13 protein-coding genes are annotated in these 14,662 nt (G+C 45.5%); 6 read left to right on the plus strand and 7 right to left on the minus strand.

The features are described from left to right. The first annotated feature begins 315 nt into the window (after positions 1-315). Together motA and FJU10_RS16505 are read left to right on the plus strand one after the other, a co-directional pair. Complete coding sequence (gene motA, locus FJU10_RS16500) at positions 316-1,080, plus strand: flagellar motor stator protein MotA (protein WP_005232810.1); 765 nt, start codon at positions 316-318, stop codon at positions 1,078-1,080. A gap of 13 nt (positions 1,081-1,093) precedes the next feature. Continuing rightward, positions 1,094-1,864: a flagellar motor protein MotB gene (locus FJU10_RS16505; protein WP_077453142.1), complete on the plus strand. Its 771-nt coding sequence runs from the start codon at positions 1,094-1,096 to the stop codon at positions 1,862-1,864. A gap of 202 nt (positions 1,865-2,066) precedes the next feature. Here the strand turns inward: FJU10_RS16505 and FJU10_RS16510 are convergent, their stop codons facing one another. From FJU10_RS16510 to FJU10_RS16525, 4 genes are all read right to left on the minus strand, one after another. Further along, positions 2,067-2,660 carry a DUF1989 domain-containing protein gene (locus tag FJU10_RS16510; RefSeq protein ID WP_140966422.1) on the minus strand — a complete coding sequence of 198 codons (594 nt, stop codon included), beginning with the start codon at positions 2,658-2,660 and terminating at the stop codon, positions 2,067-2,069. A 78-nt stretch (positions 2,661-2,738) separates the two neighbouring features. Continuing rightward, a complete protein-coding gene (locus FJU10_RS16515; RefSeq protein ID WP_140966423.1) occupies positions 2,739-2,933 on the minus strand; it encodes a hypothetical protein in 195 nt (64 codons plus the stop codon). Between the two features lie 268 nt (positions 2,934-3,201). Continuing rightward, the gene (locus tag FJU10_RS16520; RefSeq protein WP_074535596.1) at positions 3,202-5,247 is read right to left on the minus strand and encodes a methyl-accepting chemotaxis protein; all 2,046 of its coding nucleotides are present in this window, start codon (positions 5,245-5,247) and stop codon (positions 3,202-3,204) included. A gap of 283 nt (positions 5,248-5,530) precedes the next feature. Then, on the minus strand, positions 5,531-6,340 hold the full coding sequence (locus FJU10_RS16525; RefSeq protein WP_140966424.1) for an aldo/keto reductase family protein: 810 nt from the start codon (positions 6,338-6,340) through the stop codon (positions 5,531-5,533). A 156-nt stretch (positions 6,341-6,496) separates the two neighbouring features. On the opposite strand from FJU10_RS16525, the gene FJU10_RS16530 reads away from it, so the two are divergent. After that, positions 6,497-6,904, plus strand: a complete 408-nt coding sequence (locus tag FJU10_RS16530; protein WP_140966449.1) for a YbaN family protein — start codon at positions 6,497-6,499, stop codon at positions 6,902-6,904. 82 nt (positions 6,905-6,986) lie between these two features. Here the strand turns inward: FJU10_RS16530 and ppdK are convergent, their stop codons facing one another. Beyond that, on the minus strand, positions 6,987-9,620 hold the full coding sequence (ppdK, locus tag FJU10_RS16535) for a pyruvate, phosphate dikinase (RefSeq protein WP_140966425.1): 2,634 nt from the start codon (positions 9,618-9,620) through the stop codon (positions 6,987-6,989). A gap of 190 nt (positions 9,621-9,810) precedes the next feature. On the opposite strand from ppdK, the gene FJU10_RS16540 reads away from it, so the two are divergent. The 3 genes from FJU10_RS16540 to FJU10_RS16550 are packed head-to-tail and all read left to right on the plus strand — an operon-like array spanning position 9,811 to position 13,138. Continuing rightward, positions 9,811-10,446, plus strand: coding sequence for a helix-turn-helix transcriptional regulator (locus tag FJU10_RS16540; RefSeq protein WP_077453152.1), 636 nt, complete (start codon positions 9,811-9,813; stop codon positions 10,444-10,446). Between the two features lie 12 nt (positions 10,447-10,458). Then, a complete protein-coding gene (locus FJU10_RS16545; protein WP_005226564.1) occupies positions 10,459-11,277 on the plus strand; it encodes a pyruvate, water dikinase regulatory protein in 819 nt (272 codons plus the stop codon). Then, positions 11,267-13,138, plus strand: coding sequence for a fructose-1,6-bisphosphatase (locus FJU10_RS16550; RefSeq protein WP_140966426.1), 1,872 nt, complete (start codon positions 11,267-11,269; stop codon positions 13,136-13,138). Before FJU10_RS16545 ends, FJU10_RS16550 begins: the two co-directional genes overlap by 11 nt. A gap of 4 nt (positions 13,139-13,142) precedes the next feature. On the opposite strand, the gene FJU10_RS16555 is transcribed toward FJU10_RS16550, so the two are convergent. After that, positions 13,143-13,583 (minus strand): phosphate-starvation-inducible PsiE family protein, encoded by a 441-nt coding sequence (locus FJU10_RS16555; protein WP_140966427.1) that lies wholly within the window; start codon positions 13,581-13,583, stop codon positions 13,143-13,145. Positions 13,584-13,882: 299 nt separating this feature from the next. Beyond that, on the minus strand, positions 13,883-14,449 hold the full coding sequence (locus FJU10_RS16560; protein WP_086293544.1) for a hypothetical protein: 567 nt from the start codon (positions 14,447-14,449) through the stop codon (positions 13,883-13,885). Between the last annotated feature and the right edge of the window lie 213 nt (positions 14,450-14,662).

A 14,662-nucleotide genomic window follows, 5' to 3' on the forward strand; every position in this document is an offset into this window, starting at 1 on the left:
ATAAAAAAACAAGACATTATTCGAAAAATTGATTAAAACATTTTCATTTGTGTTTGATGGTATGACAAAACCCTGAGAAATACTTCACGAAAAAAAAACGGTACCATCTATAAATATTCACAAAAATTGCAAGCTGTACCATTTCAAAGAATTTGAACGAAACTTGTCAAAAAAAGAACAAAAAAAAGAGAAAGCTGAAAATTTGTTTTAGTTATTTTTTGGATTATTTTTTTTGCTATTAAGAATGATTTTAATTCACCGATAAAATAAATGAGGGTTTAAACCCTGGAAATAGAATTTAGGAGGACGCAACAAATGGATTTTTTCTTGCTGATCGGTATTATTTTAGGATTGATATCTGTGGTGGTTGGGATGATTGTAAAAGGTGCCAATGTGGCCGTTTTGATCAATCCGGCAGCCGCGATCATCATTTTCGTTGGTGTGATCGCAGCCGTTATCAATTCATTTCCCAGCAGTGATATCAAAAAAATCCCGAAGATCTTCGGCGTTCTGCTGAAAAATAAAGAATACGACTTAAAAACAACCATCAATACCATCGTTGAATTAGCCAACCAAGCCCGGCGCGATGGCTTGTTATCTCTTGAAGGTGCCATCCAAAACTTAGAAGATCCTTTTTTAAAAAAGGGCTTGGAAATGGTGGTGGATGGCATCGCTGCCGAACAGATCCAAGAAATCATGGAAAATGAGATCTATGGGATCGAAGAACGGCATCGCATCGGCTCGGCTATTTTTAAAACCGCCGGCACGAGTTCCCCGACCTTAGGGGTGTTAGGAGCCGTGATCGGACTGATTGGGGCGCTAGGCAATTTAGAGGATGTAGAAGCACTGGGTCATATGATCTCGGCGGCTTTCGTGGCGACCCTTTACGGTATTTTCTTCGGTTATGTGCTGTTCATTCCCTTTAGTTCACGACTGACCTTAAAATCGGAGCAAGAGGTCCAAATGATGTCGATCATCGTGGAAGGGGTCTTAGCGATCCAAGCCGGACAATCACCGAAAAGCATTGAGAAAAAATTATACAGCTTGATCGATCCGAAAAAACGGCAAGAACAATTATAAAGGGTGAAGCGACATGAAACGAAAAAAGAAACATGAAGAACATGTAGACGAAGCGTGGCTTTTGCCTTACTCGGATATGTTGACCTTACTGCTGGCTTTGTTCATCGTCATGTTTGCCATGGCGAAAGTCGATGATGAGAAGTTCCAAGAAATCCGAAGCGAATTCGGCACCATCCTTTCCAGCCACCACAGCAATGCCTCCGTCATCGGGTCAGTGATCGATATGGGCGAGACCACGCCGCGAAAAAAAGCCGCCACTTCTGCCGAAGCACAAGCGCAAGAAGCAGCAGTTCGGACTCAACTGGAAAATCAACAGCTAGAAAAAATCAGCGACCAGCTGTCACAAGAACTCGCCGCTTCTGGCTTAAAAGACCAGACAGAAGTTCGCTTGGAATCTGATGGCTTGCATATCACGTTAGCTAGCAGTATTTTGTTTGCCTCTGGCAGCGCCGAGATCACGGACACCACTCGTCAGTCACTGGATCTACTCTCGGACTCACTGAAAAAACTAAAAGCTAACAAAATCGTGATCGCCGGGCATACCGATAACGTACCGGAAAAAGGCAATGGCCGCTACCAATCTAACTGGGATCTTAGTTCCGCTCGTGCCATTACCGTTATGGAATACTTCATCAGCAAAGGCGCTGTTTTAGAAAAAAATGCTGCCATTCAAGCCTTTGCCGATACCGAACCGAAAGCCGATAACAACACCCCCCAAGGCCGCTCGGAAAACCGCCGCGTGGAGATGATCATCCAGCGAACCGAAGCGGCAGTTACTCAATGAATGGACTTATTTAAACAAAAAAACGATCCCTTATAAATAATAGGGGATCGTTTTTCCTGAGGTAGCTGGTGCAGCAATCAAACCAAGAACCATTCAGTCCCGACATCCTGCCAATCACTCTAAGAGAATGTCGGCTCTCTTAGAAATATAGCAAAAAGTATACTATTAGCGTAGGCGCTGCACACTCATTACCTATGACCAATCATTCTTCAATGACCAGTTTAATCGGGGTACATTCTCCCCCATTGCAACTACTTTCAGAAACACTGCAAGCGGCAACTGCAAGTAACACATCCATTTCTGCTACTAAGACGATTTTATCTCCCGCTTTTGACAAAGGTGTCTCGACGGAAAGTTTGCCATTAGGTAATATTTTTGTATACATAAAAATATTAAACGGCGTGATTTCATCTCGTTGGTGTCCTAAAACATCCATCAGTGATCGATTGATATTTGCCAAGCAGCTAGGGTGATTTTTCCCAGTATCATAAAAAAAGTCATACATCTCTGGACGGCAACATGGGTGCAACAAGTCATGTTCCTTCACATCATCTTCAACGATCGTAAACATTTTCTTGTACTGATTGGTATAGAGACAATCCCCTGTGCTGACCTTCAAACTTTCATTACAATCAATAGTGACTCCAGCAGACAAGTATTCTTTAGGGTCTGTTGGATTAACCGCAAAAAAATCAACTACTTGTTGTCCTTCTACATCGATAATCTCAATCTTACTACCACTCTTAACCAATACTGCAGCACCACTTTGTGCTTCAATCATATATTCTTCCGCCATTTTTTCCCCTCCTAAACAATGAAAATCCCTTTTCTCTACTTTTCTTAATAGGAACAGTAGTTGTTTCCTAGCCAAATACTACTCCTTGAAAAACAAATTGCAATATCCATAAAAAATGAGGACAATGCTCACCAATGTGGAATGGTCAATAAAAGGAATGTCAAAAACCATTGAAAGCAACCCATTTAAGCCTAAAATGATGATACCCATAACCAATATCAACCAAGAAGCGAGACGAATCAATTGGTATTCTTTTCCAAAGATCTTCAGCAACTATCTTCCCCCTTTTCTCCTCTATCTTTTATGCGCTTTCATAATGATCAACCATACGTCACCTTTTAAAGTTTTTATTTGGCAAAAGATCCCCACTGGTTGCTGCTTTTTTCATTATAACAGATGTTTCACGCCTTGCCCCGCGGTTTTCTGACAAACCTTTTTAGCCCATTTGACGGCTTTTTTTGACTATCTCCATCGAAAAACCCCCATTACCAACGAATTTATTGGTAATGGGGGGGTTAATCAGCTTTCGCTAGACAATCAATTATTTCTCCACTTCAAAACGATTGGTCAATCGCTTCAACTCTTCTGCAATGTCTCTGAGGTCTGCCACATGGTTGGTAAATTCATCCATGGTTGCCAAGACTTCTTCTGCATTTGCGGAAACTTCTTGTGTACCAGCGGCATTTTCTTCCGTTGATGCGGAAATGTTTTCTAAGTTTTCCAGTACACTGTTTTGAATATTTTCGATACGGGCACTGGCTGCTTCAATATGATGGATGCCTTCGATCATATAGCTGCTGCGTTGGAAAACTTCTTTTGAAGACGAGATCGCTTCTTTGATCAAGTTGGTTTGGCGAACGCCACCTTTGACAGACGCCGACGTTTGTTTAACCATTTGACTAGATTGCTCACGAATTTCTTCAATGATCGCTTCGATCTCTTTGGTAGAGGCTTTGCTTTGTTCCGCCAATTTTCGGATCTCAGCAGCCACGACGGCAAAGCCTTTGCCCGACTCGCCAGCACTTGCGGCTTCGATCGATGCATTCAAGGCTAGCAAGTTGGTTTGGTAAGAAATATCGTTGATGACCCCAATGATCGAGTTGATATTTTGGATACTATCATTCATTCCCGTCATATTCGACATCAAGCGCTCCATCTGTGCCAACTCTTGTCGCCAACTGTCATCGACTTGATCCATGATCGTTAAGTTTTCTTGATTGATCTTCGTAGATTCTTGCGACTTGCTGCTCATGCCGCCAACATTTTCTCGTAATTCTTTCACGACTTGCGAAAGGTTTTGCATTTGGGACACGCTGTATTCTGTTTCTTGGGCTTGAGCACCGGTCACTTCAGCAATACCCGTAATGGTTTGAGAGACTTCTTCTGTCGCAATATTGGTTTGTTTTGACAATTCTAATAAAGAATCCGACATTCCTGCGACACTGTTGCTTTCTTTTTGGACTTTTTGGATCAATGCACCCGTGCCTTCGATCATCACATTGTAATTGTCCGCCATTTGCTGGATCTCATTGCCTGCTTTGTCTGGATAAACAACTCGACGTGCCCATTGATCCCATGTCCATTTTTCGCCTTTGGCTCTTTTGGTTTTGCTCATCTTCTCTAGTTTGCCTTCACCGACTTTTCTAAAGTAGCGATTGAAGCAATCGATGATCGCTGCGACTACTTTGATCGCGGCATACGAAACCAGTCCTACAAAGAGCAACATCAAGATCGTAACGATAATCGTGGTGCGGACTAACGCTCCTAATTCTTTGTCTAGATCACTAGCTTTGACTTCAGAATACGCCCAAACATTGGAATCAGCAGACTTGTCATACAACACATCGTTGACTTTATTCGAGTCGCCTAAGCCAACCATGCCTGTCGGGTTTTTAGCTTCTTTGATTTTTTGGAATACTTCTTCTTCTTTGATATTCTTACCGATTTGTTTGGTGTTTTTTGAGGTCACGATGACCCCAGATTCTGAAACTAAGGTGACATTCCCAGTCCGCCCTACGGTAAAGGAAGACAAGATGTTTTGAATGCTTTCATAGGAAACATCGACGCTTAAAACCCCCACTTGATTATGGGAATTTTTGACCCTGATCGAAGCCGACGTCACAAATTGATTCGACACCGTATCTAAATAAGGTGCTGTCCAATACACTTCTCCTTCGGCTTTTACGGCCCCTTTGTACCATGGCCGAATCGTAGGCTTATAATCATCTGGTAAGGGGTTGAAGGTCACATATTCATCATCTTCTGTCCCAAAAGTCACCGCTAAGAAGCTGTTGCTTCCAGCAATCGCTAAAGAAAGATCTGAACGGATGCGCCCCATGCTGAATTCTGTTTTCATCGCTGGCAGTTCAGCCATTGATTTCAATTTGCTTTCCGTCGATCGGCGCAAACTCTTTTCTTCCGCCAAGATCAAATTGACGGCACTTTCTTTGTTCAAATCATTTCGTTCAATCAATAAGTTCTTGGTGGTTAAATAGGAACTTGTCAGCATGACAATGATCGGGATCCCCGCAACCAGCATCAAAGTGATCATCACATAAATTCCTATCGTCTTTTTTCTTTTTTTCACAACTGTGCCACTCCTTCATTTCCATTTTCACACGATCCAATGAAGACTCGTCCATAGACGACCCTTAGTAAGGATAATCGGTTATTTCTTTGAATGATTAAGAGGGTTCATTGGCAGAAACGGCTGCAAGCGCATTTTCTTTTTTGCTAAGTCTTACGGTTGCTGTTGTAACGAATAGAAAAGCTCCTCAGTGATCAAGGAGCGTTGCGACTGCATAAAAATAGCCAGCACGGAAGTTTCCGCACTGGCTGTAGGGTCCCTTTAATAGGACCGCTTCTATTGCCTATAATTCTTTGATGATAGCTTTTTCTTCCGCCGTCAAAGCGAAATCAAAGAGCGCTAAATTTTCGGCTTGATGTTTTTCTGAATGGGATTTCGGAATCACGATCACCCCACGCTCGATTTGGTAACGCAAGACCACTTGGCTCCAGGTTTTTTGATACGCTTCACCGATTTGGGTCAAGGTTTCCCGTGCCGCTTCTGAAATCCGGGAAAGTGGACCCCAGGCTTCTGGCACTACCTGATTGGCTAAGGAATAGGCGATGATCGCATCATTCCACTTGCCTGGATGCGATTCGATCTGATTGACCGCTGGTTTGATCCGACTGTTTGCCAATAAATAGCTAAGTTCTTCTTCTTGGAAATTGGACACCCCGATCGCTTTTAAGACTCCTTTATCGACATAAGCCTCAAGAACCGCCCAGACAGCGGCAATCTCTGCCAAGTTGTCCCACGGATGATGGATCAAATAAAGATCGATCGATTCCGTCTGCAAGGCTGCTAAACTCGCTTCAACAGACGCTTTCACGGCAGCTGCATCTTGCGTATACTCCGGTTTGCCAGGAATCTTAGAAGTCAGGAAAAATTCGCTGCGGTCGATCCCGCTTTCCTTGATGGCTTTGCCTACCACGGCTTCGTTGCGATAAGAAATCGCCGTATCAAAATGCCGATACCCAAGCTTGATGGCAGTCAATAGCTCTGTCGTATCATCATTGATCGCACCTTGGTATTCTCGGTTTTCTTTCCCAAATGTATTCGTCCCACTGCCGATCACTGGAATCTGAATGCCGGTATTCAATTCAATCGTTTCCATGCTGCTTCCCCCTTTGTGTTGTTTCTAGTCTATCAAAAAAGCAGGAGTAAGGGGAAGAAAAACTCTTATTGCCGCTAAAAAACGGGGAAAAGCACAAAACGCATGTTCAAGCTGCCCCTCCTCCGTTATACTGAGGTTAAGACACGAAACACCCAAATAAGGAGGGTTACTTTTGAAAAAACACTGTTTTTTCTTTGTGGATCACTGACATTCGGTTTAGGTACGTTAGGAATCTTTTTGCCTTTCTTACCTACAACGGTCTTTTACTTGCTGACGGCTTATTTCTGGCTGCAGAGTTCCGATACCTCTTATCAACGCTTGGTTCAATCAGAAAATTATCAAAAATACATTGAAAAACCACTCGTACAAAAACAGCTGAGCACTAAGGGAATGGTTCGGATGTTTGCCATGATGCTGGTAGTCTTTGCAATTCCTGCACTATTGATCCCCAATCTGCTGGTACGTTTCGTCCTCGCTGCCATCTACCTCGCCCATGTCATTGGGATCACTTGGTATTTAAAAGGACGCAAACCTGCGATCCAAAAAACGGATCAGCCCCTGTAAGTACGACGCTAAACGAACACGCCGTAATCCACCAAGCAAGCGAACCTTGCTAGTGGACTGCGGTGTATTTTTTTCTCCTATTTTAGCGGGTGCTCACTGACGCCTCTTCGATGATGGGGGCTGATTGGGCGATCGCTAACCAAGCAGCAGGGATCCGGTATGGGGAACAAGAAACATAGTCGATGCCGATCTCTCGCAAAAATGCAATAGAATAGGGATCGCTGCCGACTTCGCCACAAACACCGATCGAGTGCTCTGGCTGACAATCTCTTACGCCAGCGATCGCTTGACGCATCAATGTGCCAACGCCCGCCTGATCTAAGTGCTGGTAAGGATCTTCTTGTAAGATCCCCGACTGCAAATAGGCTTGAATAAAGCTGCCGGCATCATCCCGCGAAAAGCCAAAGGTCATTTGGGTCAAGTCATTGGTACCAAAACTAAAGAACGCCGCATCTTCAGCACACTCCCCAGCAATCAAGCACGCTCTAGGTGTCTCGATCATCATGCCGATCTCGATGCGCAACGGTTGCTGCAGGGTGGCTTCTGCTTGAGCGATCACCTGTGTCAACGTCTCTTTCAACACCTGCAGCTCTGCAGGCAAACTGATCAGGGGCAATAAGATCGCCGCCTCTACCTCGACTCCTTGCTGCCGCAACTCCACAGCCGCTTCACAAATCGCCGCTGTTTGCATTTCATAAATTTCTGGATAGCTCAGTCCTAAGCGGCTGCCGCGATGCCCCATCATGGGATTGACCTCTTGCAGTTCGTCAATTCGCCGCTCGATCTCCGCCAATGATTTTTGACTACGGCGGGCCATCTCAAGACGTTCATGCTCATGGGGCAAGAATTCATGGAGTGGCGGATCTAATAAACGGATCGTGCACTTCTTTCCTTGCGCGGCCTGCAGCATTTCTTGGAAATCGGCTTTTTGATACGCCTTGATCTCAGCCAACGCCTTCAATCGTTCCGCCTTTGTTTCTGCCAAGATGACTTCCCGCATTTTCCACAAACGCGCTTCCCCAAAAAACATATGCTCCGTCCGTGCTAAGCCGATGCCCGCTGCACCAAAGGCCAGCGCAGCCTCAATGTCATTTTTCGTTTCCGCATTTGCGTAAACCTTTAGATCTGCCTGGGCTTGTGCCCACGTCAAAAGCTGATCCAGCAAGACTCGCTCCTGCACACTGGTCATAGGCAGCTGCCCTTGATACAGTTTGCCAGTGCTGCCGTCTACCGAAAGTACGTCACCTTCTTCAATCAGCAGCTCGCCGCAGCGGGCCTGTTTCAAAAATACATCGACACTTAATGCCTCGCATCCTACCACACAACAGACCCCCAGACCACGGGCGACCACCGCCGCATGCGAAGTCATCCCCCCACGAGCGGTAATGATCGCTTCACTCACCACCATACCTTCAATATCTTCAGGTGAGGTTTCCTGCCGCAGCAGCAAGACTTTTTCTCCTGCGCGGCTGGCTTTTTCCGCTGCCTCTGCAGTGAAATAGACATGTCCTGAAGCCGCCCCTGGGCTAGCCGGCAAGCCCTGCGCAAAAGCTTTGGCTTGCTGTAAGGCTTCGGGGGCAAATAACGGGTGCAGCAATTGATCGATCATTTCTGGTGTGATGCGATCTAGTGCCTGTCTGATAGTGATCCGACCTTCTGCGACCATATCCGTTGCGATTTGCGCTGCGGCAGCGGCGGTTCGTTTGCCGTTTCTTGTTTGCAAGACAAACAACTGGCCGTCATCGATGGTAAATTCAATGTCTTGCATGTCTTGATAGTGATCCTCCAAACCCTCAGCCAGTTGCTTTAGTTCCTGATAGATCATGGGATGCTGCTGTGCCAACGCTTGGATCGGTTGTGGTGTACGAATCCCTGCAACCACATCTTCCCCTTGGGCACACACTAGAAATTCGCCGAAAAGTCCCGGTTCCCCGGTTGCTGGATTGCGGGTAAAGGCGACACCCGTCCCACTATTTATCCCACTGTTGCCAAAAACCATTTCTTGAATCGTTACGGCAGTTCCTAGATCGTCAGGGATCCGATGGAGGGAACGGTAGGTCTTTGCCCGTGGGTTGTTCCATGAGCGAAAAACCGCCGTGATGGCTGCCAACAATTGCTGAAACGGGTCTTGCGGAAACGCTTCTTGAGTATGTTCCATATAAATACTTTGAAACACGCGGCAGATCATTTGCCAATCATTGCCGGTCATCATTTGGTCTGACGCATAATTCTGCCGTTTCTTATAATCTGTCAAATAGGCTTCAAAGTGTTCTTTTGCTACACCTTTCACCACATCCCCATACATCTGGATCAAACGGCGGTAACAATCATAAGCAAAGACGGGGTCCCCCGTCTGCTGAGCCAACCCTTGGACGGTTTCATCATTCAACCCAAGGTTTAAGATCGTATCCATCATCCCTGGCATGGAAAACTTGGCCCCACTGCGGACAGAAACCAACAACGGCGACTGCAGTCCGCCAAATGTTTTGTTCCTGCGGACTGCCAATTCTTCGATGGCAGCTTTGACTTGCTTGATGATCGCCTCAGGAAGAACCTGTTCTTCTAAATAGGTCAGGCAAATGGTGGCCGGGACGATAAATCCTTGAGGAACAGGCAAACCCAAATTGGTCATCTCCGCAAGATTTGCCCCTTTCCCGCCTAATAATGCTTTTTGCTCTTTCGTGCCTTCTGAAAACCATACGACTGCTTTTTCCATCATGTTCCTCCTTTTAAATGTTATATACTATTTCGATTAATTAGCAGTATATAGTATGACACATTTAATCGTCAAGCCAAAAAAAGAAAACTTTTAAGGGATTTATCCTTTTTAAAAGAGAAGGATTGCCTTTTCATTCGGAAAATCATATAATCAATAGCATAACACATAAAAGAAAGAAGGTGACACATTGGAATTAAGCCAAAGACAAATGAAAATCATTGAGATCGTCAAAGAGCATCAGCCCATCAGTGGGGAGACCATTGCGAAGCAGTTGGGTTTGAGCCGCGCAACCTTGCGGAATGACTTATCGATTTTAACCATGACCGGTTTATTAGACGCCCGACCGAAAGTCGGCTATTTCTACACAGGACAAACCGTTGAGCCTTTGCTTTTCGAAAAACTCTACCATACCAAAGTTGCAGAAGTCATGATCCCACCGTTGCTGATCTCACAAACGGTCTCCGTTTATGAAGCAGTCACGACTTTGTTTATGTACGATGTCGGTTCCCTCTATGTCAAAAATGACCAAGACGAACTGATCGGGGTACTCTCCCGCAAAGATCTGCTGCGCTTTGCGATCAGCAATGCCGCACCGGAAAAAACACCTGTAGCGATGATCATGACTCGCATGCCAAACATCGTGACCATCACACCGGCAGAAACGATCTTGACGGCTGGTACGTTGTTAGGACGACATGAAGTCGATACCTTGCCTGTGGTCGATCCGCAGGAACCAAAAAAAGTCATCGGCAAAATCACGAAGACACGGCTGATGAATTACTTTATTCAAGCAGGTAATGACAGTGACAACACACACTTTTAGGGGGCAAAAACAATGAAGAACGTTCGAATATATTTGATTTCAGATTCCGTAGGCGAAACGGCACAAAAGCTGATCGCCGCCGTTTCCGCGCAGTTTCCCACGATCGACCTTTCAGATATCCAGCTCTTTCCCTTTACTAATGATGAAGAGAGCTTAGGCGAGATCCTCAAAGATGCCTTGCTAGACAAATCGATCGTCGTTACCACCTTAGTCAATAAAGAATTAGTCGCTTTTGTTGATGCCTTTGCCAAACGGACTGGTTTGCAGTATGTCGATTTTATGTCGCCTTTGACCACGATGCTAGAAAAAACATTCGGTGTAGAAGCCGTCCAAGAGCCTGGTGCCTTGCATCGCTTGAACCAAGCATATTTCAGCCGGGTGGCAGCGATGGAATTTGCCGTAAAATACGACGACGGCAAAGACCCACGGGGATTTCTCGATGCTGACTTTGTCCTCTTAGGGGTTTCGCGAACCTCAAAAACCCCATTGAGCCTATACATGGCAAATCGTGGCTACAAAGTGGCGAATCTGCCTTTGATTCCTGAAGTCGCTTTGCCTGCCGAAGTGCACCAAGTAGACCCACGGAAAATGGTCGGTTTGACTACGAATCCAGAATCCCTTACGGAAATCCGGCGGTCCCGGATGCATTCATTGGGCTTGAAAGAAGAGACCCATTACACCAATTGTGAACGAATCGAAGCAGAATTAGCCTACGCGAATGAATGGTTCAAAAAGCTGAACATTCCGGTGATCGATGTCAGCAAACGCTCCATTGAAGAAAGCGCGATGCTGATTGAAGAACAAGCCAAAGAACAGGCCCATGTTCAATAAAGACGCCTTGGCAAACCTGACCGAGATCATCAACTTGGAAGCCATCCAGCAGCTGCCGAAAGCCACCGAGCACTTTGTCAGCGATCTGCATGGCGAATACGATGCCTTTGACCATATTTTGCGGAATGGCTCTGGTAGTATTCGAGAAAAAGTCGAGACTTTGTTTACCGGCGTCTTGACGAAAGAAGAACAGACCGAACTTTGTTTTGTCATTTATTATCCAGAGGAGCTATTACAAGAACAGGCATGGACCCCTGCCGATTGGCGCTTGAAGATGGCACAGCTAGTGAAAGTTGCCCGCTTTACTTCCAGTAAATACACACGCTCCAAGGTACGCAAAGCATTACCGACTTCTTTTGCTTACATCTTAGAAGAACTGTTGTACCAATATGATGCCGACTTCAACAAAGAAGCTTACTATCAGGCGATTTTTGATAAGATCATCGAATTAGAGGCAGCCTCGCTTTTTTGCCAAGAGCTGGCGTACTTGATTCAACGCTTCGTAGTGGACCATCTCCATGTCTTAGGCGATATCTATGATCGAGGACCGGCGCCAGACAAAATCGTCGATCGCTTGATGACTTTGCCTTCACTGGATATTCAGCTAGGCAACCATGATATCTTGTGGATCGGTAGCTTTTGCGGCTCGCTGCCCTGTTTGGCCAATACGATTCGCATCGCTGCTCGCTACGGCAATCTGGCATTATTACAAGATGGTTATGGGATCGATCTATCAAAAGCACTGGCTTTTAGCCAAAAATATTACACAGAAAATGAAGGCTTTTATCCGCAAAAAACAGTGGATCCTTTATCAAGCCAGCAAAAAAAAGCCGCTATGCTTTTGCAGCAGGCATTTGCCATCATCCAATTCAAAGTCGAAGCAGCCGTGATCCAGCGGCGACCGGCATTTGCGATGGCAGAGCGCTGCTTGTTGCATCGCTTGTCTCAAGATCGGCAACAAATCCAGCTAGACCAGACCTATCCTTTGATCAACGGCTGTTTTCAACTAGTAGATACCGATGATCCTTACCGTTTGACAGCCGAAGAACATGAGGTACTGCAAGATTTGTTGAGCCAATTTCAACGCTCACCCCGCTTAGCTGCGCATATGCGCTTTTTGGTCGAGCATGGCACATTGTACCAGCGCTTCAACGACAACCTGCTGTATCACGGCTGCCTACCTTGTCAGGAAAACGGCGATTTCCTGGCCTTTACTTTCCAGCAGCAGCCCTTAGCAGGCAAAGCGTTGATGGACTTTTTTCAGCAATGTTTGCAGGAAAGCTTTGCCCAACCAGAAAACCAAACAGACCTTGCCACCGATATGATCTGGTATCTTTGGTGTGGCGAAGGTTCTTCCCTCTTCGGCAAAAAAGCCATGAAAACCTTTGAGCGCTACTTTATAGCAGATCGCAACACCCATAAAGAACAAAAAAATGCCTATTATTCTTTAAGGGAAAACGAAGACTTCTGCTGCCGTGTCCTAGCTGCCTTCGGTCTGCCGCCGACAGGCCACATCATCAATGGCCACACCCCTGTCAAAGTGCGTAAAGGCGAGACGCCCATCAAGGCAAATGGTCGTTTATTGGTAATTGATGGCGGACTTTCCCGCTCCTACCAATCCGTCACAGGCATTGCTGGTTACACGCTGTTGTCAAATTCCTTCGGCATGACCTTAGCAGCCCATCAACCCTTTACAGATCGCCAGCAAGCCATCCAGCAGCGACGTGACATCGTCACTCAGAAAAAAATCGTCGTGCGGCAAACGGAAAGAACAACGGTAGGGCAAACAGATATCGGCAAGCGGCTGCAGCAAGAAAGCCGCGTGCTTTTTGAAGAATTAAAAAATCATCCGATCCCTTGACGAGTCATTCGTCAACCAATCGGATGATTTTTTTACAGTCCTTTGGAACTATGAAAGGCTTTGAGTTTTCCAACGCCTGCAGCACAATGATCAAGACCAAGATCGCTAAGGCTAAAAAGAGCGTTTCTAACCCTTTTCCCTGCGCTAAAAGCAACTCCCTTAAAATCGCTGTGATACTGATCAAAATCAAGTAGCGCACCGGAATATGGTGACCTTCTTTTACGTAACGCAATAACATCAAAATAATTTCCAGTAAAATAAACAATGTTGCGATCTCTTCGATCAATAAAGAAAGATCGCTAACTTCATGCAGTGGGATCACATGGACAACGATTTTATAGATCGCTTCCGCCATCACCACCAAAACCAACAGAACCAACAGTCCTAACATAATATCAACCACAACACTAATCAATTTTTCGAAGTGCTTAAAATACTTTCCCATAACACCCCTCCTCGCACTTATTATAGCGAAACTACTAAGAATCACTTTATGATATGCTTGCAAGTGCAGCTTTTTTTATGGAGGCAGTGAATAAAAACGTAAGACGGCTCTTTTCTGTTCCAGCAATCCGCCAACAAAACCTTCCTCTTTGCTATTTTTTGATGTCTCAGAGTGAGAAATCGCGCATCTTTCGTTCACTTGGTGTGTTCATGGCTCTGAACATAAGCAAATAAAAAAGCTAGGCACAAGGCCTAGCTGAAATGGTCCCTTTAAGATGAGATTGATTTTTACAGTCAGGCTCAGTGAGCCCCTTCGACTGTTAGATCAACATTTTCACTCGTATCTTCCGCGGCTTCCTCGTCGCTATTGGAGGTTTCTGAAGACGGCTCAGTCGTTTCACTGCTGGAGCTGCTTGTTGTAGTACTGGTCGAACTCGTACTGGAAGAGCTTGAAGAACTGCTACTAGCGCTACTGCTAGAAGTATCGCTGGTGGTGGTTGATCCGCCACTGGGCGCGGTACTCGAACTGCTTTCGCTACTTGCTGAAGTGCTGACGCTAGGCTCTGTCTCTGCTTCACTTACGGAAACAGACGTGCCTTCATTTGTCGACGCTTCGATCGAGCGACTAGTCGTTGAAGACGGTGTATACGAACTAACACTGGCTTCATAAAAAATCTGACTGGAATCAGAGGTTTCTTCGATACTGCTGCTTGCTGTCTGGTAAGGTGGCTCAGAGGAACTACTGGAAGAATCTCGTACAAAGGGCGCGGCAACAAAGGCATTGGCGTCTTGATTGATCGCCACACTCAAAAAAACCGCAACAAAACAACTGACTAATGCCGACTGCATATTGAACTTGAATTTCATCGCACTCCCCATCCTTTCCCCAAAAAAGTGGTTGGACCTTCCGACAACGATCTATCTCATTCTTATATTATACAAAAAAAAGCAACCGTCAACAAATTAAGTTTTATTTTCAAAGATGACAAAGACATGATTGTCCGTTGCACAAAAAAAGCCCGAGGACAACTGCCGATCACCTGCGGGCCCATCCCTTTACTAAGGGTTGGCAGGTGCGAC

Origin of the sequence: Enterococcus sp. OL5 (genome assembly GCF_006491895.1) — a bacterium.
Lineage (GTDB): Bacteria > Bacillota > Bacilli > Lactobacillales > Enterococcaceae > Enterococcus_D > Enterococcus_D innesii.

Excerpts from the sequence above, each read along its gene's own strand:
- motA (WP_005232810.1), top strand. The coding sequence starts at position 316 with ATGGATTTTTTCTTGCTGATCGGTATTATTTTAGGATTGATATCTGTG.
- FJU10_RS16505 (WP_077453142.1), top strand. The coding sequence starts at position 1,094 with ATGAAACGAAAAAAGAAACATGAAGAACATGTAGACGAAGCGTGGCTT.
- FJU10_RS16510 (WP_140966422.1), bottom strand. The coding sequence starts at position 2,660 with ATGGCGGAAGAATATATGATTGAAGCACAAAGTGGTGCTGCAGTATTG.
- FJU10_RS16525 (WP_140966424.1), bottom strand. The coding sequence starts at position 6,340 with ATGGAAACGATTGAATTGAATACCGGCATTCAGATTCCAGTGATCGGC.
- ppdK (WP_140966425.1), bottom strand. The coding sequence starts at position 9,620 with ATGGAAAAAGCAGTCGTATGGTTTTCAGAAGGCACGAAAGAGCAAAAA.
- FJU10_RS16545 (WP_005226564.1), top strand. The coding sequence starts at position 10,459 with ATGAAGAACGTTCGAATATATTTGATTTCAGATTCCGTAGGCGAAACG.
- FJU10_RS16550 (WP_140966426.1), top strand. The coding sequence starts at position 11,267 with ATGTTCAATAAAGACGCCTTGGCAAACCTGACCGAGATCATCAACTTG.
- FJU10_RS16555 (WP_140966427.1), bottom strand. The coding sequence starts at position 13,583 with ATGGGAAAGTATTTTAAGCACTTCGAAAAATTGATTAGTGTTGTGGTT.
- FJU10_RS16560 (WP_086293544.1), bottom strand. The coding sequence starts at position 14,449 with ATGAAATTCAAGTTCAATATGCAGTCGGCATTAGTCAGTTGTTTTGTT.